The organism is Dongia sp. (assembly GCF_041906375.1).
GTDB lineage: Bacteria > Pseudomonadota > Alphaproteobacteria > Dongiales > Dongiaceae > Dongia.
The window spans coordinates 253,281-277,109 of sequence record NZ_JAYRJJ010000004.1 but is presented as its reverse complement, the minus strand read 5'-3'; the positions used below and the strand labels follow the sequence as shown (position 1 = coordinate 277,109).

Sequence of the window (23,829 nt, the reverse complement as noted above, 5' to 3'; positions counted from 1 at the left end):
CCTTGCTCCTTGCTGCATTGCAGAAAACACGCAGAAAATAGGCGATTGACCCGCCAAATCGTGTAGTTATGCTACTGAAAACAGTTTCGACATCAGGGACGCCCCTTGCCCCAGGATCTCTATCTCGCCATCGATATCGGCACCGGCAGCGCGCGGGCCGCCCTGGTCGACTTTTCCGGCCGCATCCGTGCCATCGCCGCCAGGGAATATGACCAGATCGTCCCGCAATATGGCTGGTCCGAGCAGCGGCCGGTGGATTGGTGGGCGGGCGTCGTCGATTCCGTCCGGCAATTGCTGGCCCGCGACAGCGGCCTTGCCGCGCGCATCACCGCCATCTGCGCCTGCGGGCAGATGCATGGCACGGTTCTCCTCGACAAGAACGGGCGCCTGACGCGCGAGACGGCGCCGCTGTGGAACGACAAGCGCACGGCGGGCCTGGTGAAGGCGTTCGAGGCCGCGCATGGCCCCGCCGACTATCTCCGTCAATCCGCCAATCCGCCGACGCCGGCCTGGCCGGGCTTCAAACTGCAATGGCTGCGCGACGCGGACCCTGCCGCCTATGATGCGGCCGGCGCCGTGGTGATGCCCAAGGACTATGTCAATTTCCGCCTCACCGGCGAGATCGCCATGGACCGGACCGAAGCCGCCTGCAGCTTCCTGATGGACCCGGCGGACGGTACCTGGTCGCAGCATATGTGCGATCTGCTCGGCCTCGACATCGGCAAACTCGTCACGATCCGGAAGCCCACCGACATTCTGGGGTCGGTCAGCCGGCAGGCGGCGGCGGAAACCGGCTTGCCCGCCGGCATTCCCGTGCTGGTCGGCGGCGGCGATTTTCCGGTGGCGCTGCTGGGCTCCGGCGTGTCGCGCGCCGGTCTCTGCTCCGACGTCACCGGCACATCGGCCATCATCACGGTGGTCGCGGAGGCACCGCTGCTCGATCCGGAAATCTCCAACATCGGCACGGTCGAAGGTGGCTGGGGCGGTTTCGTGCTGCTGGAATCAGGCGGTGATTCCATGCGTTGGGCCCGCCGCGCCTTCCATGAGAAGGCGCTTTCCTATGAAGAGATCGTGGCCAAGGCGGCGGTCGCCCCGGCCGGCGCCGAGCGGCTGTTCTTCCTGCCCTACCTCACCGGCGAGCGCTTCGGCGCACATCGCAATTCGCGGGCGCAGTTCTTCGGCATCACGGCCGAGCACGGCCTTGCGCATCTGCACCGGGCGGTGATGGAGGGTGTGGCTTTTGCGGTGACGCGGCAACTGCGCATCATGGAGCAGGCGGCCGGGCGCAGGCTCGAGCGCGTCATCGCCTCGGGCGGCGGGGCCAAGACCCCGCTCTGGCTCAAGATCAAGGCCAGCGCCTACAACATCCCGATCCTGGTGCCGGAAGAGGCCGAGTGCGGCGTCATCGGCTGCGCGGCGATCGCCGCCACCGCGACGGGGCGCTTTGCCAAGGCCGAAGAGGCCGCAGCCGCTTTCGTCCAATATGCCGGCGAAATCCTGCCCGACCCGAAATGGGCCGAGACCTATCAGCGCATGCAGCCGGTCTTCAACCGGCTCTACCAGCATGCGCAGGCGCTTTACGACGATCTCGACGGCTTGAAGGACTAGAGAAGGCGCAACGAGAGCCGGATCCGCCCACCGCCGGATCCGCCCACCGCTGGATCCGCCGGTGACGCCGCCTCCCGGCTCACAAATTTTTTATCGAATTTTTAGGGCCCGCCGCAAAATTCCTCTCGCAATTTTGGCGCGGCGATATCAATTTCCGCCATTGTCAGTATCGGGTCGGTACTGGGGGCCAGCCATCTGGCAGGTTTCTATCCTCGGCGAGGTAACACAGTGCAGCAGGATTCACGGGTCGCGCCGGCAGCAGCCGGGCCGGAGACCCCTGCCGTTTCCGCTACCATCATCCAGTTTCGTGACTATCTCCTCCGGTCCGGGCGCCAGCCCAGGCCGGCACCGATCCAGCCGGTGTCGCTCGCGTGCCGGCATTACATGCTGGGCCGGGAAGATTGGGAACGCGGGCTCCAGGTGCTGGTCAGCAGCTATGCGAGCACGACGCGCTGGACCTACGGGGCCGACGGCTCGCTCCATCTCCATGACGTGCCGACGGGCGAGGTGACCCTCAGCGCCGATGAAGTGAAGCACGCCCTCCAGAACGGCATCACGATCCATGGGCCGGATTTCGAGGCGGATATCGACGCGGCGGCGCTCAGCGCCCTTCTGTCGCCGCGGACCGTCCGCCCGCAGGTTCAGTTCAAGGCGTCGCGGTAGCGCCCCAACAGGGTCGAGAGATCGTGGGCGTGCTGGTCGGCGATCGAGCGCCACAGGCATCGGGCCGCGTCCGGATTCCCATCGTGCCAGGCGCGGCTTAGCACCAGGTAATAGGGCTTGGTCGAGATCGGCGGATCGAGGCGCTTGATCCTGCCCGCGATGTTGTTTTCCTCAAGATAGGTGTCGCCGATCGTGGTGTGCATGGCGACGGCATCGATCCGGCCGCCCAGCAGCTTGTTGAAATTGTTCTGCGTGTCCTTGGCCGGTTCCACCGGCAGGCCCAGCTTCTTCAGATCGTCGACGACCGACCAGCCGAGATTGGCGCCGATCGGCCGGGCGAGCCCGCTGATCGCATGCCCGTCCCAGGCCACGTCACTGTCGCTGCGGACATAGAAAGCGTAGCTGAGGCTGGCAATCTGAAAGTCGGGGTCGGCCACATCGCCCTTCATCGGATAGGCAGCGAGCGCCAGCCGTTCCGGCGTGAAGGACAGCATCGCCACGCCGTCGATGGTATTGTCGCCGATCAGCGCCAGCAAGCGACCGCCGGGATAGCGCGAGAACTGCACGGCGACATGGCAGGCCTTGGCTGCCGTCTCCACCATCTCGATGGCGATGCCGGGCCTTGCCGGAATCTCGCGGCCATTGCCGGTGAGATAGAAGGAGGATTCCTTGTCGGAATAGCCGATGCGGAGGGATGCGGGATCGGCCAGCGCGGCCGTCGCTGTGCAAAGACCCAGGACGACGCCACACAACGCGCGCAGGATCGGTCTTGCCTGCTTCGTGTTCCTGGCCATCCGTTTTCACCTCTGGCGGTTTCCTTGTGCGGTCAGCTTGCCCCACACGGCCCCGCCAAACAAGGTTCAGGCCGCGCCCGCGCCACTCTGTCGCCAAATGGTGGGAAACCAATCTTCGCGCAACCGCTCGCCATTCCGCTGATTGATGCCCGGATAAGGCGGCGAGGTGCGGCCGGGCCGCTCTATGTAAACCGCATCGTCGCCGAGAAAGCGGCAGGAAAAGGCGCGACGCCGGTTGCCGCCGGTATTGCCGTTGGCGCCGTGCACGGTGCGGTAGTTGAAGAGGATGGCATCACCCGGTTCCAGTGCCGGCGCGAGGATGCGGAAGTCGCCGTTTTCGACATCGGGCAGGTCCATGAACTGTTCCTGGTCGGCGTAAAAATCCTCGCCGCCGGCCCAGCGCTTGGGGCGCAGGAGTTTGGGCCACAGATGCGATCCCAGCACCAGGCGCAGCGTGTTGTCGCTGGTGACCGGGTCGAGCGGAAGCCAATAGCTGGCCGTCTGCATGCCATCGACACAGTAATAGGGCATATCCTGGTGCCACGGCGTCTTCTTCGCCGTCCCCGGTTCCTTCACCAGCACATGGTCGTGAAAAATCTGCGACGACCGGCTGCCCATCAGGCGGCCGGCGATCTCGGCAGCCGGCGAGGTCGTGACGAAGGCGGCGAATTCGGGAATGCGCTGCCAGTTGCAATAATCGTCGAAGAAGCGGCCGCCACCTTCGCCGGGCCGGACGTTTTCAGCGCCATAGGGGCCGGGCTCGGCCATGTTGCGGGCGACACCGGCACGCAAGGGTTCGACCCAATCGGCAAAGGCGCCGCGCAGCACGATGGCGCCATCGGCGGCGTAGGTCGCGATATCGGCGGCGGTGATCTGCATGGTCTTCCTCATCCGTCCTGGCTGCCGATCTCTTTGCCAGAGATTGCGCGGTCGCTGAACAAGATATTGCCTTCCGCCACAGTCCCATCAGCCGCCCGCATCGCCCTGTTCCGAAAGCTCATCGCGCCCCCGCTTGCTGGCATGTCTCAGCCTGTATATACAGGTACACTCAAGGCCGGATTGGGGTGGACGCCATGCAGGATCGGATCGAACGCGGATCGGAAGCGCTCAGCTACCGGCAATTGGTGGCCATCGCCCGGCGCGCGGCGGAACTGGCTATCGGGCCGGCGGCCATGGCGCAACTGGCCAATGGCCGGGCCATCGTCGAGCGCATCGTCGCGACCGGCGAGCGGGCCTATGGGATCAGCACCGGCCTCGGCGCCTTGAGCGAAATCGTGCTCAGCGGCGCCCAGCAGACCGAACTGTCGCGCAACACGCTGATGAGCCATGCCTGCGGCATCGGCACGCCGCTGTCCGAGGTGGCGACGCGGGCGATCATGGTGTCGCTGGTCAATGATCTGTGCCACGGCAAGTCCGGCATCAGCCCAGCCGTGGTGGCGCAGCTGGTGGCGCTGCTCAATCACGGCATCACGCCGGTGGTGCCGGGGCAGGGCTCTGTCGGCTACATCACGCACGGTGCCCATATCGGCCTGGCACTCATCGGCATGGGCGACGTGGTCTTCAAGGACAGGCAACTGCCGGCGTCGGACGCCTTGCGCGCCGTCGGCCTTGCGCCGGTCGAACTCGGCGCCAAGGACGGGCTGTGCCTCGTCAACGGGACGCGCTGTCTCACCGGCCTTGCCTGCCTCGCCCTCGCCGAGGCCGAGCAGCTGGCCGATTGGGCCGATATCGTCGGCGCCCTCAGTTTTGAAGGGCTGAAGGGCCAGATCGCCGCCTATGACGAAGCGGTGCTGGCCTTGAAGCCGCATCCGGGGCTGCTTCATGTCGGCCGGCGCCTGCGCGCGCTGCTGGCGGAGAGCGAGATCGTGGCGCAGTCGAAGGGTTTCCGCACCCAGGACGCGCTTTCCATCCGCTCGATTCCGCAGATTCACGGCGCCAGCCGCGACCAGATCGACCATGTGCGCCGGCAAGTCGAGATTGAGCTGGGGTCCGCCACCGACAATCCGCTGGTGATCGGCACGCCGGCCGATTACCGCGTCATCTCCAACGCCCATCCCCATGGGCAGAGCCTGGCAATGGCGATGGATCTGCTGGCAATGGCGGTGGCGGAATTGGGCTCGGTCGCCGAGCGCCGCCTCGACCGGCTGATCAACCCGGCGGTCAGCACTTTGCCGGCCTTCCTGGTGCAGGAGGGCGGCGTCAATTCCGGCATGATGATCGCGCAATATGCCGCGGCTTCGCTTGCCGCCGAGAACAAGCTGCTGGCGCATCCTTACGTAACCGACAATTACATCACCTCCGCCCAGCAGGAGGATCATCTGAGCCTCGGCACGCCGGCGGCGCTGAAATGCCTGCAGGTGATCGCCAATGCGCGCCATATCCTGGCGATCGAATATCTGCTGGCGGCGCAGGCGATGGAATTCTATCCCGGCCTCAAGCGCGGCATCGGCACCGAGGCGGCCTATGCCGCTTTGCGCGCCGAGATCCCGCCTTATGCCAAGGACCGCTTCCTCTCCCCCGACATCGCGCTGGTCGCACGGCGCATGAGCGAGGGCGCCTGGGCCGGTTCCATCGCCGCCGCGCTGCCGGCCGGCCTTTAAAAAATCCGCGCAGGGTTCTTCCGCCGCCCCCGTGCAATCCTGGCATTGCTCGCAGCAGGCGACAGGTAGCCAGAGCGGGGACCCAGCGCGGTCCTCCAGCCATTCTGTCACGCGATCAATGAGTTGCGCCTGGTCCAACCATCGGCCGGTGCAGCCAGATCCCTGACGCCGGAAGATCATGACTATCGCACCAGATTCCCAATCCCACCGCTCCAGTGCCACGACAGGGGGGACCCTACGGTCCGAACCCACGCGCGCCGCACCGCTCGGTCGCGCGCGGCCGGCAGCCGCAAAGCGGCGGCGCGCGCGCTGGCCGTGGTTCGCGGCCTTGCTGGCCGTGGCGATCGCTGCCGCCGGCACGCTGTGGCATCTGACGCAAAGCAAGGCATCGACCGGCAGTCAGTACCTGCTGGCCGATGTCGCGGTGGGCACGGTTGAAGATACCGTCTCTGCCGTGGGCGAAATTCAACCGCGCGACTATGTCGATGTCGGCGCCCAGGTGTCCGGGCAGATCATCGCGCTCAACGTCAAAGTGGGTGACGAGGTCGAGAAGGGGGCATTGCTGGCCGAGCTCGACGCCGCGGTGCTGAGATCCCAGGTTGCCGCCAATCAGGCGCAGCTCCTCAATCTGCAGGCCCAGCTTGAGGAACGGCAGGCGCAGCTGCAGCTGGCCAAGGAACAATATGCGCGCGAATCCGGCCTGATGGCGCAGGATGCCACCAGCCAGGATGCGCTCGACACGGCCGCGGCCAATCTGCGCGCCGCCAAGGCACAGATCGCCGCCATCAAGGCGCAGATGCAGCAGACCCGGTCCGAGCTGGAAGGGGATGAGGCCAATCTCGGCTATACCCGCATCTATGCGCCGATGTCCGGCACCGTCGTGAGCCTCGATGCGCGCCTCGGCCAGACATTGAATGCCAATCAATCGGCGCCGATCCTCATGCGCATTGCCGATCTCGGCACCATGACGGTCGAGGCGCAGGTGTCGGAAGCCGATATCTCGCGCCTTGAACTCGGCATGCAGGCGCGCTTCACGACTCTGGGGCAGGCCGACCGCTATTGGCACGGTGTCCTGCGCCAGATCCTGCCCACGCCGGAGGAAGTGAACGGCGTCATCCTCTATGACGCGCTCTTCGATGTCGCCAATCCCGACCAGCGCCTGATGACGCAGATGAGCGCCCAGGTCACCTTCATGGTCGCCAAGGCGGAAAATGTCGTGACCGTGCCGACCACGGCCTTGCGCCCCACCAGCGACACATCGGCGCCGGCCGGTACCTATCAGGTGCTGCTGGCGCAGGCCGATGGCAGCTACGCGCCGCGCAAGGTGACGATCGGCGTCAAGAACCGCAACCTTGCCGAGGTTGCCGAGGGGTTGCAGCCCGGCGACAAGGTCGTGGTGGGCGAGCGCAGCGAGACAACAGCAGCGCCTGGCGGCAATCGCGGCGGTCTCCGGGGCTTTCCATGAACCTTGCCGTTGCGCGTGAGCCGTCACCCGTCAACCCGGGCGACCGCGCGCCGCTCATCGACCTCAGCGACGTCCGCAAGACATTCGTGACCGGCGGCGGCTATGCGGTCGAGGTGCTGCACGGCGTCTCGCTCAGCATCCACCAGGGTGAATTCGTCGCCATCATGGGCGCGTCCGGCTCCGGCAAATCGACCTTGATGAATATCCTGGGCTGCCTCGATACGCCCAGTGCGGGCTCCTATCGGTTCGGGGGGCGCGACACGGCGGACCTCGGCCGCGACGAACTCGCCGAATTGCGGCGCGACGCTTTCGGCTTCGTGTTCCAGAGCTACAACCTCATCGCCACGGCGACGGCATTGGAAAATGTCGAAATCCCCGGCATCTATGCCGGCATGCGGCCGGGCGAGCGGCATGCGCGCGCGGCCATGCTGCTCGGCGGATTGGGGCTCGAGGAACGCCTCGATCACCGCCCCAGCCAGCTGTCCGGCGGCCAGCAGCAGCGCGTCTCGATCGCGCGCGCCCTCATGAATGGCGGCCGCATCATCCTTGCCGACGAACCGACGGGTGCCCTCGACAGCCGCAGCGGTGCCGATGTGATGGCCCTGCTGCGGCAATTGGCCGATGCCGGCCATACCGTCATCCTGGTGACGCATGATCACAATGTCGCCGCCCATGCCGACCGGCTGATCGAGATCGCCGACGGGCTCATCTCGGCCGATAGCGGTTCGCGCCACCTGAAGGCGCTGCCGCCGGCCGAGGAATTCGCGCTGCCGGATGGCGGGCGCATCGGCTTCATCGGCGATGCCTATGAGGCGGTGAAGATGGCCTTGCGCGCTTTGCGCCGCAATCTCTTCCGCACCATTCTGACCCTGCTCGGCATCGTCATCGGCGTCGGCTCGGTCGTCGCCATGCTGGCGGTGGGCGAGGGGGCGACCAAGGATGTGATGGCGCGCATCAACGCCATGGGCAGCAATCAGCTGGTCATCCGGCCGGGCATGCCGAACCAGCGCGGCCCCTCGGCCGCCGGCATCACGTCGCTGGTGGCGGAGGATGCGGTCGCGATCGAGGGCTTGGGCCATGTCCGCGCCGCGGTGCCTGAGAAAAGCAGCAGCCTGACCCTGCGCTTCGGTAACAGCGATTACATGACGCAGGTGACCGGCACCACCCAAGGCCTGCCGCTCATCCGCGATTGGGCGGTGGCCGAAGGCGCCTTCTTCAGCGATGCCGACAGCAAGGGCCTTGCCGCGGTGGCGGTGCTGGGCCAGACCGTGGTCAAGAACCTGTTCCCGGTCGGCATCGACCCGGTCGGCAAGGTGGTGCTCATCAGCAATGTGCCCTTCGAGGTGATCGGCGTGATGGCGCCAAAGGGCGCGGCCTCGTTCGGCCAGGACATGGACGACAATGTCTTCGTGCCGTTGAGCACCGCGGCCTTGCGGCTTTTCGGGGAGTCGGACCTGCGCTCGATCACCGTTTCGGTCGCTGACGAAAGCCTGATGACGGATGTGCAGCAGAAGATCGCGAACCTGCTCATCGAGCGGCACCGGATCGAGGATTTCCAGATTCGCAACATGGCGGCGATCATCGAGGCCGCCTCGCAGACCGCCGGCACCATGACCATCCTGCTGGGCTCGATCGCGGCCATTTCGCTGGTGGTGGGCGGGATCGGCGTCATGAACATCATGCTGGTCAGCGTCACCGAACGCACGCGCGAGATCGGCATCCGCATGGCGACAGGTGCACGGACCCGCAACATCCTGCAGCAATTCCTGGTCGAAGCCATCATCGTCTCGGCTCTGGGCGGCCTCATCGGGGTGGGGCTCGGCATCGTTTCCGCCCTCGTCATCGGTGCCCTCGGCATGAGCATCCAGTTTTCCATCCCCACCATCCTGCTGGCTTTTACCTGTGCCGCTGCGGTCGGTCTTGTCTTCGGCCTCGCGCCGGCGATCAAGGCGGCGCGCATGAATCCGGTCACGGCGCTGGCCAGCGAATGAGATTTCCCATGCGCGACGCACCGATTCTGTTGTTTCTCCTCGCCTTTCTTTCCGGCTGCGACCTGCTGGCCGAACCGACAAGGCCCGATATCAAGGCACCGGCCGCCTGGGTGGCACCGCTGCCGGCCGCGGCGGAGATCTGGCCGGCCGCCGATTGGTGGCGCGGCTTCGGCAGCAATGAACTCGATGCGCTCATCCTTGCCGCGAAGGACCGCAATCTGGATATCGGCATGGCGGCGGCCCGCGTCGAGCAGGCCGAAGCGCAGATGCGCTCCACCAGCTCGAGCCTGTGGCCGCAGCTCAATCTCGGTTTCGATGCCTCAAGGACCGGCCCGCTCGATGCCGAGGCTGCGGCCAAGGAGAGTTCAGGCAGTTCCGGCGGCAACAGCGGCAGCGGTTCGACCTCGCTCGACCGCAACGCCTTCGGCCTGTCGCTTTCCGCATCCTACGAGGTCGATTTCTGGGGCCGCAACCGTTCCGCCCGCCATGCGGCGCTTGAGGCCTTGCGGGCGGGCGTCTTCGACCAGCAGACGGTGGCACTGACCGCAACCGCCTCGGTTGCCACAACCTATCTGCAGATTCTGTCGCTGCGTGACCGGATCGCCATCGCCGACAACAATCTGGCCAATGCGCGCGATGTCCTCAACGTCGTGGCGGCGAAGGCGAAGCTGGGTGCCGTGTCGCCGGCGGATCTGGCGCAGCAGACCGGCGTGGTGGCCGCACAGGAAGCGGCCCTGGCGCCGCTCGAGCAGCAGGAGCGCGAGAACATCTTTGCCCTTGCCATTCTGCTGGGGCGCAACCCGGAAGATCTCGGCATCAAGGCGCATTCGCTGGATACGCTGGCCGTACCGCCCCTGGCGACGGGACTGCCATCGGAACTGCTGACGCGCCGCCCGGACATTGCCAAGGCGGAAGCCGATCTTGCCGGTGCCGATGCAGATGTGGTGGCGGCGCGGGCGGCGATGCTGCCGACGGTGAACTTGTCGGGCGCGCTCAGTTTGGAGACGGCGGTTCTTTCGACCCTGTTCGGTCCGGCGGGGGCTGCCTACAGCGTCGCCGGCAGCGTCATGCAGACGATTTTCGATGGCGGCAAGCTCGCGGCGGATGCCGATGTCGCAGAGGCACAGCGCAAGGAACTGGTGCTAAGCTATCGCAGCGTCATCATCACGGCCTTCGCGGAGGTTGAGAATGCGCTGGTCGCCATCCGTGCACTCGACCGGCAGTACGCGCTGCAGCAGGTCCAGGTCGAGCAGGCCGACAAGGCATTCCGCATCGTCAGCGCGCGCTACAAGGGCGGCAGTGACGACCTCGTCACCCTGCTCGATGCACAGCGCACCCTGTTCGATGCCCAGGACAGCCTGGGCCAGTTGCGGCTGCAGCAGTTGCAGGCCATCGTGACGCTCTACAAGGCGCTGGGCGGCGGTTGGCAGCAGCCGCGGCCGGCCGCCTGAGTGCCGATCCGGTGACATATATAAGGTGGGTCGGGGGTATAAAGCTTTATTGCGACTAATTCTTATTATCGATAGATTGCGGCGTCATTTCCTCCGGCCGAGGCGCCACCCCCCCCGCAATGATCGATTTCGACGCCCTTTTTCGCAATCATGGCAAGGACTTGCGGCACTTCCTGCGCCGTCGCCTGGCTTGCTCGGATGCGGCGGCCGACCTCGCTCAGGAAGCCTTCCTCCGCATGCTGCGCAGCGCCGACGCGCCGAATGCGCTGGATGCGCGGGCCTATCTCTTCCGGACGGCCGCCAATCTCGCCATCGATTACCAGCGCAACCGCCGACACCATCTGACGGGCGAGGGGGCCGATGCGGCATTGGCCGACCTCGCCGATCCGCAGCCATCGCCTGAAAAGCTCGCCCTCTCGCGTGAGGAATGGCAGGTCCTGCTGCGGGCAATCGCCGATCTTCCGCCCCGCGGGCGGCAGGTGTTCCTGCTCCACAAGGAGGCTGGCCTCAGTCACACGGCTATATCCCAACGCCTTGGAATATCGCGGAATACTGTCGTCGTGCATATGATGCGGGCCTTGGCGCATTGCCGCCGCGCCATCGCCGCCCACCGCGCCCTGGAAGCCGCCGGAAAAGAATCTTCACAGTCGCAGTAATGGTCCCGGGCTCCAGCTTCGTCCTAGCTATGGATGCAAATGAGAATAATTCTCGTTTGTGGGGAATGCCGGTCACGAATGCCGGCCTCAGATGGGGCGATCGATCATGGAACTGGGTTACGGGGCGCCGGGGGCGGCACCGCAAAAGGCGCGCCGGCGGGGCAGCCGCTTCAATCTCAACCTTGCTTTGCTGGTGGGCAGCGCCGTCGCCGGCGTGGGTGCCGCCAAGGCTGAAGAAGCGACGCCCGGCACGCAATGGCAGCGCCGTCTCGCTGAGATTTCGGCCGGCGATCCGTTGCGGATCGATACCTTCATGACCCAGACCGCACAGGCCGACGGCAGCGCCGCCTTCGACATTCCGGCGCAGCCTCTGGCCACGGCGCTGGCGGCCTTTTCGGACGCGACCGGCATTGCCGTGATCGCCGATGCCAATCTCATCGCCAATCTCAAATCGGCGCCGCTCAAGGGCAGCTTGGCGCCGGATCAAGCGCTCATCACGCTGCTCGGCGGCACCGGGCTCAGCTATCGGCAGACGGCCGACAATGCCGTGACGCTGGAACGAGCGGCGGCGGATTCGACCGGCGGCGATCTCGCGCCGCTGACGGTCGAGGACCAGGCCGAGGCGGCACCGCCCTTGAGCGAGGGCTACCAGCCACTGCGCGTCGGCTCGAACAAATACACGCAGCCATTGGTCGACACGCCGCAGACCATCGTCGTGGTGCCGCAGAAGGTCCTGAAGGATCGCGGGCAAAGCTCGTTGCGCGATGCCATCAAGAACGTGCCCGGCGTCACCGTGGCGTCGGGCGAAGGCGGCACGCGCGGCAACACCTTCCGTATCCGCGGTTTTGAAAGCAACCGCAGCGACAATTCGGTCGACGGCCTGCGTGACAATTCCAGCAGCTCGTTCCGCGACGTCTACAATATCGAGCAGATCGAGGTGACCAAGGGTCCGTCCTCGGCAACGGCAGGGCGCGGCTCGGTCAGCGGCGGCATCAACATGGTCACCAAGACGCCGGGGCTGGAGAACTTCTATGGCGGTTCCGCGCAGGTCGGCACCGACGACACGCGCCGTGTCACGGTCGACGTCAACCAGGTGGCGCCGGAGGAATATGCCGAGGGCGTCGCCATGCGCGTCAACGGCGTCTGGCATCACAACGAGGTGGCCGAACGCGACGTCACTGAAAGCAATCGCTGGGGTATCGCACCCTCGATCGCCGCGGGCCTCGGCACGCCGCTGGAACTCACCCTCTCCTACGAGCATTTCGAATCGAGCAGCATTCCCGATTACGGCCTGCCGACCAAGGCCAGCAACAATATCGATGACGATATCGACCGCAGCAACTTCTATCACATCGCCGATGTGGCGACCGAAGACAGCAATTTCGACATCATCACCGGGCGCGTGAAATGGGAGGCGGATGACTGGCTGACCTTCAACAATATCCTGCGCGTGCAGTGGGACGATTTCTACGGCATCGCCGGACATGTGCGCACCGACGTGGCCGGTGCCGCGTTCCCGCTGGTCAACGTCAACCACAACAAGCGCACCTACGATAATTTCACCGTCAACAACCAGGCAACGGCGACGGCGGAGTTCAACACCACCGAGCATATCGAGCACGATCTGGTGGTGGGCATCGATTACAGCCTGGAACAGCGCACGACCCACACCTTCACCGGCGTGGCGTCCGCCAACACCGACGCCTTCGATCCGGACCCGGATCGCGATCTGGTCGGCGACTATTCGCCGGCAAGCACCATCGACTATGACAGCAGCACCGTCGCTTTCTATGCCTTCGAGAACATGGATATCGCCAAGACCGTCGAGGTGAGCGGCGGTGTCCGGTATGAACTGTTCGACGCCTTCCAGAAGACGCATACGGTCTCCAGCGGCGCCACGACCCGCTTCGAGAGCAGCGATAATATGCTGAGCTGGAAGGTCGGTATCAATTATAAGCCGGTCGAATATGGCAGCATCTACGCGGCCTATGGCACGGCCTTCAGTCCGCTCGCGGCCGATGTGTCGGTCGGATCGGACGGCAGCGGCGCCGATCCGGAAGAATCGGTCTCCTACGAGATCGGCACCAAATGGAATCTGTTCGATGAGAAGCTGATGCTGAGTGCGGCGCTCTTCCGCACGGATCGCGACGGCGTGCGGCAGAATCTGGGGACCGCGGCGGATCCCGATTACGTGCTCCTTGGCAAGCAGCGGGTCGAAGGCTTCGAGGTCGGGCTTGCCGGCAACATCACCGATGAGTGGGCAGTGTTCGCAGGCTATACCTACATGCAGGACAAGATCCTCGAGCCCGGCCCCAGCGCATCGACCGACGGCGCCACTTTCCGCAACGTGCCCAGGCATTCGATGTCGTTCTGGACGACCTATGCCTTGCCTTGGGATGTCGATGTCGGTGCCGGCGTCACCTATATGAGTTCACGCCGCTACCGCTTCGGCGCCCAATCGGAAAGCAGGATCGACGATTACGTCCTGGTCGATGCGATGGCGACCTATCACCTCACCGACAACATCGACATCCAGCTCAACGTCAACAACATCTTCAACGAGTTCTACATCGAGCAGGTCGGCAACGGGTTCCAGACGCCGGGACCGGGCCGCACCGCACTATTGACCACCAGCTTCCAGTTCTAGCGACGCGGAGCTTCAGAAGGAGCGACGCCCCGGCCGCTGCAGCGGCCGGGGCAAAGCCATTTAAGGATTGCCCAGATGTTACTGCAGATACCGGAAGTCTTGAGTGCCGATGCCGTCGCCTATTTCCGCAAACGGCTGGAGAGCGCCGATTGGGTGGATGGCCGCGTCACTGCCGGCTATGAATCCGCCAAGGTGAAACGGAACACTCAATTGCCGGAGGAGAGCGAGGTTGCCCTTGAACTGGGCGACCTCATCCTGACGGCTTTGGAGGGCAACAAGCTCTTCATCTCCGCTGCCTTGCCTTCGCGAGTCTTCCCGCCGCTTTTCAACCGCTATGGCCCGGGCAACGGTTTTGGCGCTCATGTCGACAACGCCATCCGCCAGGGTCTCGACGCGGAGACGCGCATCCGCACCGATCTTTCCTGCACCTTGTTCCTGAGCGGACCGGAAGAATATGACGGCGGCGAACTTGCCATCGACGACACCTATGGCACGCATCACGTCAAACTCGCCGCCGGCGACATGGTGCTCTATCCCTCGACCAGCCTCCACGCGGTGACACCGGTGACGCGCGGCCAGCGCATCGCCTCCTTCTTCTGGCTGCAAAGCATGATCCGCGACGACGGTCAGCGCACGCTCCTCTTCGATCTCGACCGCGCGATTCAGGGCTTGAGCGCCGATCTTCCGGATCATGCCTCGGTCGTGCCGCTGACCGGCATCTATCACAATCTCATCCGCCGCTGGGCGGATCTCTAGGAAAGGGCCCGCCGTCATGAAACGCATGACCTTCCGCCAGCTGTTGCAGGAAATCCATCTTTGGCTGGGCTTGATTCTGTTCCTGCCGCTCATCCTCCTCGGCCTCACGGGTTCGGTGCTGGTCTATCACGACGATTTCCCCGCCTGGTTCGGCAGCGAGGGTCCGCGCTATGACCTCGCGGCCGGCGCGCCGGCGCCGATCGCCGCCATGATCGCCGCGGCGAGCGGTGCCGTCGGCACGGATGCGAAGCCTGCCGCGGTATCGTTGCCAGCGGCCCCGGGTGAGCCGGCGACAATCCGCTTTGCCCGCGCCAATCCGGGCGGCCAAGGTCAGGGTCAGGGTCAGGGACAGGGACAGGGACAGGGACAGGGACAGGGACAGGGACAGGGACAGATTCAGGGACCGGCCGCCATGATGGGTGGCGCCCAGGTCAAGATCGATCCCGTGTCGCTGGCCGTGCTCGATGTGCAGAAGGGGCCGAGGCCCGGGGGTGCGGGTGGAGTCATCGGCATCATGCATCAGCTTCACGGGTCGCTGATGATCCCGGGCATCGGGCGCGACATTGTCGGCTGGCTGGGAGTGGTGATGCTGTTCCTGGGGGTGAGCGGGCTTATCGTCTGGTGGCCGCGGCCCGGCCAGTGGCGCCAGCAGCTCACCATCAAACGCGGCGCCACCACGCAGCGCTTCAACCGCGATCTCCACAACACATTCGGCTTCTGGGGGCTTTCGGTCTTTGTCATCGTCAGCTTCACCGGGCTCTACATCGTCTATCCGCAGCCGATCAATGCCGTGGTGGGACTGGTGGCGCCGGTCCGGGACCTGCGCCCCAATGCGGTCAGCGTGATGCCGCAGCAAGGTATCGCGCCGATCGACGTCACCGCCGCCATTGCCTTGGCGCAGTCCGCGGTGGCGCCGGATCTCGCCTTGCAGGGTGTCTTCCTGCCGCAACGTCCGGACCAGCCCTATCGCCTCAGCTACGCCCGGGCCGATCAGGAATCGGCGCTCTTCAACACCGCCGTTTTCGTCGACCCCTGGGCCGCGCGCGTGATCGAAATGCGCGATCCCAGGTCGCTCTCGGCCGGCGACACCTTCGCCTTCTATCAGCGGCCGCTGCATTACGGTTTCGGCTGGGGACCGGTCTGGCAGTTTCTGGTCTTCCTCTCCGGCCTGCTGCCGCTGCTCTTTTCGGTCACCGGCCTCACGATGTGGTGGCTCAAGCGCCGCCGCCGTCGGCAAGCGGCGCTGGCCCGGCAAATGGCAGGGCAGGTCCTCTAAATGCTATTGCAATTCATTCGCATTCCTATCATAAAACGCGACAGGGGCCTGCGACGGATATCGTGCGCGCCAGCTAACGGATTGAGATGAGGCCATAAAATGCGCCGCCAGAGAGAAGAGACAATGGCTGGAGGAAAGCGCAGCCTGCTGTGCTTCGTTCTCCTGTTCGGGATCTCCGCCACGGCCGCTATGCCGCTTCCGGCCCTGGCGCAGGAGGTGACATCGCCGGTTCCGTCGACGACCGAGCCTGCACCGGCGGCGACGGCGGAAGCGGTCGCGCCCGACATCGCGCTGGGCCCTGACGGATTGCCCCTGCCGGCGGATGCACCGGCGATCCTGCCGCATGATCTCTCTCCTTGGGGCATGTTCCAGCAGGCCGATTGGGTGGTGAAGTCGGTGATGATCGGCCTCGCTTTGGCCTCGGTGATTACCTGGACCGTGTGGCTGGTCACCAGCCTTGAGATGATGAGCGCCCGGCGCCAGGCGCGGCTGACGCGCCAGACCCTCGCGGCATCGCCGGCCTTGGGCGATGCCGTGAGTCACGCGCCGGCGAAGGATGGCCCGGTGCGCGACCTCATCACGGCAGCGGCGCATGAAGTCGATCTCTCCAGCGGCCTGCCCGCCGAGGGCATCAAGGAACGCGTTGCCTCGCGCCTGGAGCGTATCGAGGCGGCGGCGGCCCGTCATGCCACGCGCGGCACCGGGATTCTCGCCACCATCGGCTCGACGGCACCCTTCGTCGGGCTCTTCGGGACCGTGTGGGGCATCATGAACGCCTTCATCGGCATCTCGAAGGCGCAGACCACCAACCTTGCCGTCGTGGCACCGGGCATTGCCGAGGCCTTGCTGGCGACCGCCATCGGCCTGGTCGCCGCCATTCCCGCCGTGGTGATCTACAACAGATTTGCGCGCTCCATTTCGGGCTATCGGGCCTTGCTTGCCGATATCTCGGCCGAGCTGCTGCGCCTCGTCAGCCGCGACCTCGACCGTCGTCCGCTGGCCCAGGCCGGCCACTATCGCGACGCGGCCGAATAGGGCGGGAGCGGACGATGGCCGTCAAGCTCAACCATGGCGATGAGGAACTTGCCGAGAATCACGACATCAACGTGACACCGTTCATCGACGTGATCCTGGTCCTGCTCATCATCTTCATGGTGGCAGCGCCTTTGTCGACGGTCGATGTCCAGGTCGATTTGCCGGCGGCATCCGCCACACCGGCACCGCGCCCCGACAAGCCGCTCTTCCTGACCATCGACCAGCAATTGGGGCTGAGCCTCGGTAACGATAAGGTTCCGCGTGAAACATTTGCACCGGCACTCGAGGCACTGACCAAGGGTGACAAGGAGACGCGCATTTTCCTGCGCGCCGACGAGGAAGTGGCCTATGGCGAAATCATGACCGTCATGAACATGTTGCGTGACGCGGGCTATCTGAAGATCGCGCTGGTCGGTCTCGAACAGAGCCCATAGCCGTCATGCAGGCGATTTTTCAAACCTCGTTCGATCGTCCGGGACAGGGCAACGGCCGGTGGGCAATGGCCGGCATGCTGATGATCGGCCTCCATGTCGGCGGCGGTGCGGCAGGGTATTTCTATTGGGACAGAGCGCCCGCGGAACTGATCCTGCCGCCGGCAACGGTGATCGCTTTCGAATTGGCCCCGGCGCCGGTTGCACCACCGCCACCGCAGAACATGCCCCAACCGGCGCCCGAGCCCGAGCCGCAGGTCGAACTGCCGCCTTTGGCAGAACTGGCGGATATCCCGCCAGCGCCGCCTGAGGTCAACGTGGCGGTTGCCGTTCCGGAAAAGCCAAAGCCGGCCAAGAAAAAGAAGAAGAAAAAGGACGCGGAAAAGAAGAAGCCGAAGCCGGTCGAGGCGCCGGTCTTCAAGACCGCCACCGAGGCGCCGTCAACCGCCAAGGCCGAGTCACCGCCCCAGCCGGTCGTTGCGGTGGCCCCTGTTGCCGCCGGCCCCGCGCCGGACGAAGTGGCGCGGATCAGCAACGCCACCAATCAGTGGGAACTTGCTTTCCGCAAGCATATCGAAAAATACCGGCGCTACCCGAAGGTGGCGAAGCGCAAGCACCAGGAAGGCACGCCGGTCGTCAATTTCGTTTTCGACCGCACCGGCAATGTGATCGAGGCGCGCATCACGCGCAGCTCCGGTTTTGCAGCACTGGATGAGGAGGCGATCGCCACCTTCCAGCGCGCGTCGCCCTTGCCACCCTTGCCGCCGGAGGTGGCGGGCGAGCGGCTGCAGCGCAGCATCGCCATCAATTTCAATCTCAAATAGCCGGCAGTGGAATATCGCGGTAGCGCGCCTGGTCCGGCGGGCCGGGCGCGATGCGGGGCGTGCTGCCCGGCGCATTGCGCCAGATCGTGGAAAAGATGGTGAAGCCGATCGGATCGGTAGGCGAGGTGCCGTCGCGACAGATCGGCCGGGCGGCGAGGGCGGCAGCTCCGTCGTTGCGGGCGAGTGCTGCTTCCATGGCCGCCAGCCGATCAGCCGAGGAGCGGGAGGCAAGTTCCGGCGCGCGCTTGGGGTGATTGGTGTGGCAATACCAATCGGCGCCACTGGAGATGCGGCGCAGACCGACGGCGTCGCATTCGACGCCCCGCCAGCCTTCCGGTCCGGCGATCAGATAGTGCAGTCCCGAAGCATGCTCGGCCCTTTGCAGGAAGGCCTCGCCGGCTGTCAGGTGCGGCTGGTCGAGGAAGCCGCGGATCGCCATCAGACATGGCAGGCCGCCGGCCGAGGGCGGCAATTGCAGCAGCGTGTTGCAGCAGATCGAGATGCCGTGCGAGTTGATACCCGTCATGCCGATGGTGCCGGCCAGAGTCGCAACAATGGCGCTGCCGCCATCATCAAGACCATAACGCAGCACCACCTGCAGCCCGTCCATCCAGCCGGAGATGTCGAGATTCTGCCCCGACCAGACGGCCCCCAACGCGTCGCGATAGGCAAAGCTGGTGCAGGCTTCGGCCTTCTTCTCGGCGAAGAACCACCATTGCTCGTCGGTGAGGTTTAAGACGAGCACGTCCTGAAAAGACTGCCCGGCACCCTCGGCAATGCCTTCGATCTCGATCCACAGATGCGGGGTCCATTTGCGCGCTGCTTCCTGGAAATGCGTGCCGCCCAGCAGCCTCGCAATGATTTCGGCATAAGGCAGTCCCGTCTGCTTCTCCGAGGCGAGACGCCAACCGTCGATATGCCGTGCGATCAGGGTCCGTGCGGCCTCGCCATGCGCGCGGCCACGCGACCGCGCATCGCCCTGAAGATCGATGATCGGGCAGTCGTCCTTCATCGCGGGCGCATCTGCAGCTTACGGGCGCGGCGCTGCATCTCGGCGGTCAAGGCGAGGATGGCGGCCGAAATGAAGATCAGCACCACGGCGGCGGCGGCGATGGCCGGGCTGATCGATTCACGGACACCGCTGAAGATCTGCCGTGGCAAGGTGCGTTGCTCGGCCGTGGTGAGGAAGCTCGCAATCACCACTTCGTCGAAGGAAATAAGAAAGGCGATGAGGGCGCCGGTGCAGATGCCGGGAGCCACCAGCGGCACGAGGATGCGGCGGAAGGCGAGGAGGGGGCTGGCTCCCAAGGAGGCCCCGGCGCGCATCAGGCTGCGATCGAAGCTCTTGAGGTTCGCCATCACCGTGGTGACCACGACAGGTGCGGCAAGCCCAGCATGGGCGAGGACAAGGGCGAAGCGCGAGCCGACCAGCCCCAAGGTCGCATAGAAGCTGAAACAAGCCACACCCATGATGATGATGGGCAGGATCAGCGGCACAGAAATCAACGCCAGGATGATGCGCTGGCCCGGAAAGCGCCCCCAGGTGAGGCCGATTGCCGCCAGCGTGCCGAGGACCGTGGCGATGACCGTCGCGGCAAAACCGACGATCAGCGAATTGAGGAAAGCGCCGGTCCAGCGCGGATCGGTGAAGACGACTTCGTACCAGCGCCAGGACCAGCCCGGCACCGGCAGGGTCAGCATCGTGCCGCTGGTAAGAGAGATCGGCACCATGATGGCGATGGGCGCCAGGATGAAGAGCAGCACCAAGGCGGTGTGAACGCCGGCAAGCTGGGCGCGGAAGCGTGGCCAGAAATGCATCAGCCGCCCCGTTTGCTGAGCTTCTGGAAGGCTGCCCAGCCCAGCATGGCGACCAGCAGCACCAGCAGCAATTGCAGCGCGAGAGCGGCGGCGAGGCCCCAGTTCAGGGTCTTGTTTGTATAGAGCGCCACATAGGAACTCAGCATCTGGTCCTGCGGTCCGCCGATCAGCGCCGGGGTGATGTAGTAACCCAAGGCGAAAACGAAGACGATGCCGGCGCCGGTAACGATGCCCGGTGCGATCAGCGGCAATTGCACGCGCCAATAGGCCTGCCACCAATTGGCGCCGAGCGAGGTCGCGGCGCGCACCAATTCCTTGGGCAGCTTCACCACCACGGCGAGGATCGACAGGATCATCAACGGCAGGAGCACCTGCACCATGGCGATATAGAGACTGCCGCGCGTGTAGACGAGATGCAGCGGGGCGTCGATCAGCTGCAGGAACTGGAGGGTCGAATTCACCGGCCCCTCGCCCTGCAGGATGATGATCCAGGAAACGGTCCGCACCAGCAGCGAGGTCCATAGCGGGAAAAGGACCAGCGCCAGCAGGATGCCGGCATAAGGCGGGCGGGCGCTCGCCAGCACATGCGCCACCGGCAAGGCGAGCAGGGCGCAGATCAAGGTCACATTGATGCTGATGACGATGGTGCGCCAGATCGCCGCCAGGAAAATGGCGCGGTCCGGCGTCACCAGGACGATGTCGCCTTGCATGTCGCGCTCGAGATCGAGCGATTGCAGCAGGTAGAAATCGGTGAAGCTCGACCGGCCTGCCTTGAACAGTCGCCAGAGTTCCGGCTTGGCAAGGCCCGGCAGCTTTTCCAGCAGAAGGGTCTTGGCATTTTCCGGCGTGACCGCGGTGACGGCGAGGCCGCTTTTCAGGATGAGGTTGCGGCTGCCCGTCAGCTGCTGGTTGAGGCTCTGCGCCAACTGGCCGAGCGTTTCCGAGGCGACCGCAGCGCGGATGTCCTCGGCGAAAGCGGCGAAGGCTGCCTCATCCGGCACGCCGTCGGCCGGCCGCCAATCGACGAGACTGGCCGCCGTCCGCGGCAGATTCTCGGCGATGGTCGAGTTGTCGATGGCGCGCGAGAGGAAATGCCCGACGGGCACGATCACCGTGACGATGATGAAGAAGAGGAGCGGCAGCACCAGCAGGAGTAGCCGCGCATTGGCGCTGAAGAAGAGGCGAGAAAGAGCCGGGCGCCAGAATCCTGGCGCCCGGGGCAGTTCTGTCAGGGATTGGTTGACGTTCAACGTTTACTGCGCGAGCCAGGCCTGGAAGCGCTGTTCCAGCGCCTCTTTGTTCTCGGCCCAGAACTCCGTGTCATAGACCGCGCCGTGGGCAAGATTCTTCTCCGACGTCGGTAGCCGGTCGAGCTGTTCCGGTGTCAGATATTCAGACACCTTCTTATGGCCGACGCCATAGGCATAGAGCTTGGGGAAGCCGGCCTGGTTTTCCGGCTTGGCGAAGAAGTCGAGGAACTTCTCGGCTTCGGCCTGGTGCGGGGCGCCCTTGACCACCGCCCACATGTCGGTGCCGTAGAAGAAGCCGGCATCCCAGGCAATAACATAGTTGGACTTGTTCTTCTCGTTCTCCGAGGTGACGCGGGCATTGTAGAGATCCGTCATCACCACTTCGCCGGCCGAGAGATTCTGCATGGCCTTCGTGGAGCTGGTCCACCAGACGACATGCGGCTTGATCTTGTCGAGCATGGCGAAGGCCCGGTCGACGCCGTCCGGCTTGCGCAACTCGGTATAGACATCGGCCGGCGCCACGCCCGCCGCCATCATGGCGTTTTCCAGCGTGTATTGCGCCTGGCCCAAAAGGCCGCGCTTGCCCGGGAATTTCTCGACATCCCAGAACTCGGCCCAGCTATGCGGCCCGTCCTTGATCTTGTTGCCGTCATAGACCATGACGGTCGCCCAGGTGTCAGAGGCGATGCCGCAGGGATGGATGGTGCCCGGCAGGTAATCGTCCTTCTGCGCATAGATCGCGTCCGGCAGTTTGGCGAACAGGCCCTCGGCGCAGCCGATCTCCAGCCCCGGCGCCTCGGTGCTGACCAGGTCGTAGACGATGGAATTGCTTTCGATCTGGGCACGGAGCTTGGCGAGCTCCCCTTCCCATTCATCGAGCACCACCTTGATGCCGCTTTCCTTGGTGAAAGGCTGGAACACGCCCTGGTCATAGGATTCGTTCCACGATCCGCCCCAGCCCACCGCGGTGAAACTGTCTTCGGCGACGGCACTGTGCATCGTGCCGGCCACGCCCGCGGCCATGGTGAGAGCCGCCCAAATTACTTTCGACGTCATGCCTCAAGCCTCCTCTGTTGCCTGTTTGGTATTTTGCTTATTGATTTGATCAAATGTTATGGCGATGATCTGCCCGCTGTCAATGCCTCGGGGAGAAGATTGTTGGAAGCTCGACACTTTACAGGCAGAGCGGCGCCAATTAACGTGCAAAAAGTTTGATCAAATAGGTGACTCATGCAAGCCAAGCCCATCGGCGCCAATCTGGAACTCGATGCCGCCATCGCCGATTCCCGCCAGCGGTTCATCGCGGCCAATCCCGCCAGTTCCGCCCGGCACGAAGGGGCGAAGAAGGCGCTGCCCGGCGGCAATACGCGTGCCGTCCTCTATTACGAACCGTTCCCGCTGACGCTGACCGGCGGCGAGGGCAATCGCCTCATGGATCTCGATGGCCACACCTATGTCGATTTCGTTAGCGAATACACGGCCGGCCTCTACGGCCATCGCAACGAGCTCATCGCCGCCGCGATCCGCAAGGTGGCGGATAGCGGCTGGGTGCTGGGCGGCCCCAACCCCTTTGAAGCGCGGCTCGGCGAGGCCATCGTCGCGCGCTTTCCGGCGATCGAGCGTGTCCGCTTCTGCAATTCCGGGACCGAAGCCAATTTGATGGCGCTGTCGACGGCGCGCGCCGTCACCGGACGGCCCAAGATCCTCGCCTTCGACGGCGGCTATCATGGCGGCATCCTGACCTTTGCCCATGGCGGCTCGCCCTTGAACGCGCCCTATCCCTTCCTCTTCAGCCAGTACAACGACATCGCCGGCACGCGCGATCTCATTCGCCAGCATGCCAAGGATCTGGCCGCCGTGATCCTGGAACCGATGATGGGCGGCGGCGGCTGCATCGAAGCCAAGCCCGATTTCCTCACCATGCTGCGGGCCGAGACGGCGCAGGCCGGTATTCTCCTCATCCTCGACGAGGTGATGACCTCGCGCCTCTCCTATCACGCCTATCATGGCAAGGTCGGGCTGAAGCCGGACATGGTTACCTTGGGTAAATATATCGGCGGCGGCTGCAGCTTCGGCGCCTTCGGCGGCCGGGCCGATATCCTTGACCGTTTCGATCCGGCCTCGCCCAACGCCTTCGGCCATGGCGGCACCTTCAACAACAATATCTTCAGCATGGCAGCGGGTTTCACCGGCTTTACCCAGGTCTTGACCGAATCGGCCCTGCAGCAGATGAACGGCCTGGGCGACGATTTGCGGACCAGGATGAACGAGCAGTTGAAGCAGCATCGCGTGGCGGGAACCGTGACCGGAATCGGCTCGCTGATGAATCTGCATTTCGTGGCGGGCGAGATCGCCTCCCCGCACGATGTGGAGGCCGCCGACCCGCGTTTCCTGCATCTGTGGCAGATGGAAATGCTGCTGCGTGGCCAATATGTGACGCCGCGCGGTATGATCGCGCTGTCTCTGCCCTTCACCCGCGCCGACATCGAGTCTTTCACAGGTATCTTTGATGACTTCCTCACCGACTACCGCTCGATTCTGCCGGTGCGACAGTAACGGCGCCT

20 protein-coding genes are annotated in these 23,829 nt (G+C 64.7%); 14 read left to right on the top strand and 6 right to left on the bottom strand.

The window, feature by feature from the left end; genetic code table 11:
- Nucleotides 1-105 precede the first annotated feature (105 nt).
- Nucleotides 106-1,608 (top strand): FGGY-family carbohydrate kinase, encoded by a 1,503-nt coding sequence (locus ACE3OA_RS15140; protein WP_374312141.1) that lies wholly within the window; start codon nucleotides 106-108, stop codon nucleotides 1,606-1,608.
- 228 nt (nucleotides 1,609-1,836) lie between these two features.
- Nucleotides 1,837-2,271, top strand: coding sequence for a hypothetical protein (locus tag ACE3OA_RS15135; protein WP_374312139.1), 435 nt, complete (start codon nucleotides 1,837-1,839; stop codon nucleotides 2,269-2,271).
- Here the strand turns inward: ACE3OA_RS15135 and ACE3OA_RS15130 are convergent.
- Both ACE3OA_RS15130 and ACE3OA_RS15125 read right to left on the bottom strand, forming a co-directional pair.
- Nucleotides 2,250-3,065: a substrate-binding periplasmic protein gene (locus tag ACE3OA_RS15130; protein ID WP_374312137.1), complete on the bottom strand. Its 816-nt coding sequence runs from the start codon at nucleotides 3,063-3,065 to the stop codon at nucleotides 2,250-2,252. The two genes, ACE3OA_RS15135 and ACE3OA_RS15130, sit on opposite strands and share 22 nt — an antisense overlap.
- 66 nt (nucleotides 3,066-3,131) lie before the next feature.
- Entirely contained in the window at nucleotides 3,132-3,944 is an 813-nt protein-coding gene (locus ACE3OA_RS15125) for a phytanoyl-CoA dioxygenase family protein (protein ID WP_374312135.1), read from the bottom strand.
- A 194-nt stretch (nucleotides 3,945-4,138) separates the two neighbouring features.
- Between ACE3OA_RS15125 and hutH the strand changes: the two genes are divergently transcribed.
- The 11 genes from hutH (at nucleotide 4,139) to ACE3OA_RS15070 (ending at nucleotide 18,197) form a co-directional block, all read left to right on the top strand.
- Nucleotides 4,139-5,665, top strand: a complete 1,527-nt coding sequence (gene hutH / locus ACE3OA_RS15120; protein WP_374312133.1) for a histidine ammonia-lyase — start codon at nucleotides 4,139-4,141, stop codon at nucleotides 5,663-5,665.
- A 178-nt stretch (nucleotides 5,666-5,843) separates the two neighbouring features.
- Nucleotides 5,844-7,130: an efflux RND transporter periplasmic adaptor subunit gene (locus ACE3OA_RS15115; RefSeq protein WP_374312131.1), complete on the top strand. Its 1,287-nt coding sequence runs from the start codon at nucleotides 5,844-5,846 to the stop codon at nucleotides 7,128-7,130.
- On the top strand, nucleotides 7,127-9,121 hold the full coding sequence (locus ACE3OA_RS15110) for a MacB family efflux pump subunit (RefSeq protein ID WP_374312129.1): 1,995 nt from the start codon (nucleotides 7,127-7,129) through the stop codon (nucleotides 9,119-9,121). Before ACE3OA_RS15115 ends, ACE3OA_RS15110 begins: the two co-directional genes overlap by 4 nt.
- An 8-nt stretch (nucleotides 9,122-9,129) precedes the next feature.
- A complete protein-coding gene (locus ACE3OA_RS15105; protein WP_374312127.1) occupies nucleotides 9,130-10,572 on the top strand; it encodes an efflux transporter outer membrane subunit in 1,443 nt (480 codons plus the stop codon).
- 119 nt (nucleotides 10,573-10,691) lie between these two features.
- Nucleotides 10,692-11,228 (top strand): RNA polymerase sigma factor, encoded by a 537-nt coding sequence (locus ACE3OA_RS15100; RefSeq protein ID WP_374312125.1) that lies wholly within the window; start codon nucleotides 10,692-10,694, stop codon nucleotides 11,226-11,228.
- 91 nt (nucleotides 11,229-11,319) lie between these two features.
- Nucleotides 11,320-13,875, top strand: a complete 2,556-nt coding sequence (locus tag ACE3OA_RS15095; protein WP_374312123.1) for a TonB-dependent siderophore receptor — start codon at nucleotides 11,320-11,322, stop codon at nucleotides 13,873-13,875.
- A gap of 75 nt (nucleotides 13,876-13,950) precedes the next feature.
- Nucleotides 13,951-14,631: a Fe2+-dependent dioxygenase gene (locus ACE3OA_RS15090; protein ID WP_374312121.1), complete on the top strand. Its 681-nt coding sequence runs from the start codon at nucleotides 13,951-13,953 to the stop codon at nucleotides 14,629-14,631.
- 16 nt (nucleotides 14,632-14,647) lie between these two features.
- Nucleotides 14,648-15,907, top strand: a complete 1,260-nt coding sequence (locus ACE3OA_RS15085) for a PepSY-associated TM helix domain-containing protein (RefSeq protein ID WP_374312119.1) — start codon at nucleotides 14,648-14,650, stop codon at nucleotides 15,905-15,907.
- 123 nt (nucleotides 15,908-16,030) lie between these two features.
- On the top strand, nucleotides 16,031-16,942 hold the full coding sequence (exbB, locus tag ACE3OA_RS15080) for a tonB-system energizer ExbB (protein ID WP_374312117.1): 912 nt from the start codon (nucleotides 16,031-16,033) through the stop codon (nucleotides 16,940-16,942).
- A 14-nt stretch (nucleotides 16,943-16,956) separates the two neighbouring features.
- Nucleotides 16,957-17,376: a TonB system transport protein ExbD gene (gene exbD, locus ACE3OA_RS15075; RefSeq protein ID WP_374312115.1), complete on the top strand. Its 420-nt coding sequence runs from the start codon at nucleotides 16,957-16,959 to the stop codon at nucleotides 17,374-17,376.
- Nucleotides 17,377-17,381: 5 nt separating this feature from the next.
- On the top strand, nucleotides 17,382-18,197 hold the full coding sequence (locus tag ACE3OA_RS15070; RefSeq protein ID WP_374312113.1) for an energy transducer TonB: 816 nt from the start codon (nucleotides 17,382-17,384) through the stop codon (nucleotides 18,195-18,197).
- On the opposite strand, the gene ACE3OA_RS15065 is transcribed toward ACE3OA_RS15070, so the two are convergent.
- Genes ACE3OA_RS15065 through ACE3OA_RS15050 form a run of 4 tightly spaced genes read right to left on the bottom strand, consistent with a single transcriptional unit; the run spans nucleotide 18,190 to nucleotide 22,321 of the window.
- A complete protein-coding gene (locus ACE3OA_RS15065) occupies nucleotides 18,190-19,209 on the bottom strand; it encodes a C45 family autoproteolytic acyltransferase/hydolase (protein ID WP_374312111.1) in 1,020 nt (339 codons plus the stop codon). The genes ACE3OA_RS15070 and ACE3OA_RS15065 overlap by 8 nt on opposite strands.
- Nucleotides 19,206-20,015: an ABC transporter permease gene (locus ACE3OA_RS15060; protein WP_374312109.1), complete on the bottom strand. Its 810-nt coding sequence runs from the start codon at nucleotides 20,013-20,015 to the stop codon at nucleotides 19,206-19,208. The genes ACE3OA_RS15065 and ACE3OA_RS15060 overlap by 4 nt, the downstream gene beginning before the upstream one ends.
- A complete protein-coding gene (locus tag ACE3OA_RS15055; RefSeq protein WP_374312107.1) occupies nucleotides 20,015-21,265 on the bottom strand; it encodes an ABC transporter permease in 1,251 nt (416 codons plus the stop codon). The genes ACE3OA_RS15060 and ACE3OA_RS15055 overlap by 1 nt, the downstream gene beginning before the upstream one ends.
- Before the next feature lie 3 nt (nucleotides 21,266-21,268).
- Nucleotides 21,269-22,321 carry an ABC transporter substrate-binding protein gene (locus ACE3OA_RS15050; protein WP_374312105.1) on the bottom strand — a complete coding sequence of 351 codons (1,053 nt, stop codon included), beginning with the start codon at nucleotides 22,319-22,321 and terminating at the stop codon, nucleotides 21,269-21,271.
- Between the two features lie 174 nt (nucleotides 22,322-22,495).
- On the opposite strand from ACE3OA_RS15050, the gene ACE3OA_RS15045 reads away from it, so the two are divergent.
- The gene (locus tag ACE3OA_RS15045; RefSeq protein ID WP_374312103.1) at nucleotides 22,496-23,821 is read left to right on the top strand and encodes an aspartate aminotransferase family protein; all 1,326 of its coding nucleotides are present in this window, start codon (nucleotides 22,496-22,498) and stop codon (nucleotides 23,819-23,821) included.
- Nucleotides 23,822-23,829 lie beyond the last annotated feature (8 nt).

Excerpts from the sequence above, each read along its gene's own strand:
- ACE3OA_RS15130 (WP_374312137.1), bottom strand. The coding sequence starts at position 3,065 with ATGGCCAGGAACACGAAGCAGGCAAGACCGATCCTGCGCGCGTTGTGT.
- ACE3OA_RS15125 (WP_374312135.1), bottom strand. The coding sequence starts at position 3,944 with ATGCAGATCACCGCCGCCGATATCGCGACCTACGCCGCCGATGGCGCC.
- hutH (WP_374312133.1), top strand. The coding sequence starts at position 4,139 with ATGCAGGATCGGATCGAACGCGGATCGGAAGCGCTCAGCTACCGGCAA.
- ACE3OA_RS15115 (WP_374312131.1), top strand. The coding sequence starts at position 5,844 with ATGACTATCGCACCAGATTCCCAATCCCACCGCTCCAGTGCCACGACA.
- ACE3OA_RS15110 (WP_374312129.1), top strand. The coding sequence starts at position 7,127 with ATGAACCTTGCCGTTGCGCGTGAGCCGTCACCCGTCAACCCGGGCGAC.
- ACE3OA_RS15105 (WP_374312127.1), top strand. The coding sequence starts at position 9,130 with ATGCGCGACGCACCGATTCTGTTGTTTCTCCTCGCCTTTCTTTCCGGC.
- ACE3OA_RS15100 (WP_374312125.1), top strand. The coding sequence starts at position 10,692 with ATGATCGATTTCGACGCCCTTTTTCGCAATCATGGCAAGGACTTGCGG.
- ACE3OA_RS15095 (WP_374312123.1), top strand. The coding sequence starts at position 11,320 with ATGGGGCGATCGATCATGGAACTGGGTTACGGGGCGCCGGGGGCGGCA.
- ACE3OA_RS15090 (WP_374312121.1), top strand. The coding sequence starts at position 13,951 with ATGTTACTGCAGATACCGGAAGTCTTGAGTGCCGATGCCGTCGCCTAT.
- ACE3OA_RS15085 (WP_374312119.1), top strand. The coding sequence starts at position 14,648 with ATGAAACGCATGACCTTCCGCCAGCTGTTGCAGGAAATCCATCTTTGG.
- exbB (WP_374312117.1), top strand. The coding sequence starts at position 16,031 with ATGGCTGGAGGAAAGCGCAGCCTGCTGTGCTTCGTTCTCCTGTTCGGG.
- exbD (WP_374312115.1), top strand. The coding sequence starts at position 16,957 with ATGGCCGTCAAGCTCAACCATGGCGATGAGGAACTTGCCGAGAATCAC.
- ACE3OA_RS15070 (WP_374312113.1), top strand. The coding sequence starts at position 17,382 with ATGCAGGCGATTTTTCAAACCTCGTTCGATCGTCCGGGACAGGGCAAC.
- ACE3OA_RS15065 (WP_374312111.1), bottom strand. The coding sequence starts at position 19,209 with ATGAAGGACGACTGCCCGATCATCGATCTTCAGGGCGATGCGCGGTCG.
- ACE3OA_RS15060 (WP_374312109.1), bottom strand. The coding sequence starts at position 20,015 with ATGCATTTCTGGCCACGCTTCCGCGCCCAGCTTGCCGGCGTTCACACC.
- ACE3OA_RS15050 (WP_374312105.1), bottom strand. The coding sequence starts at position 22,321 with ATGACGTCGAAAGTAATTTGGGCGGCTCTCACCATGGCCGCGGGCGTG.
- ACE3OA_RS15045 (WP_374312103.1), top strand. The coding sequence starts at position 22,496 with ATGCAAGCCAAGCCCATCGGCGCCAATCTGGAACTCGATGCCGCCATC.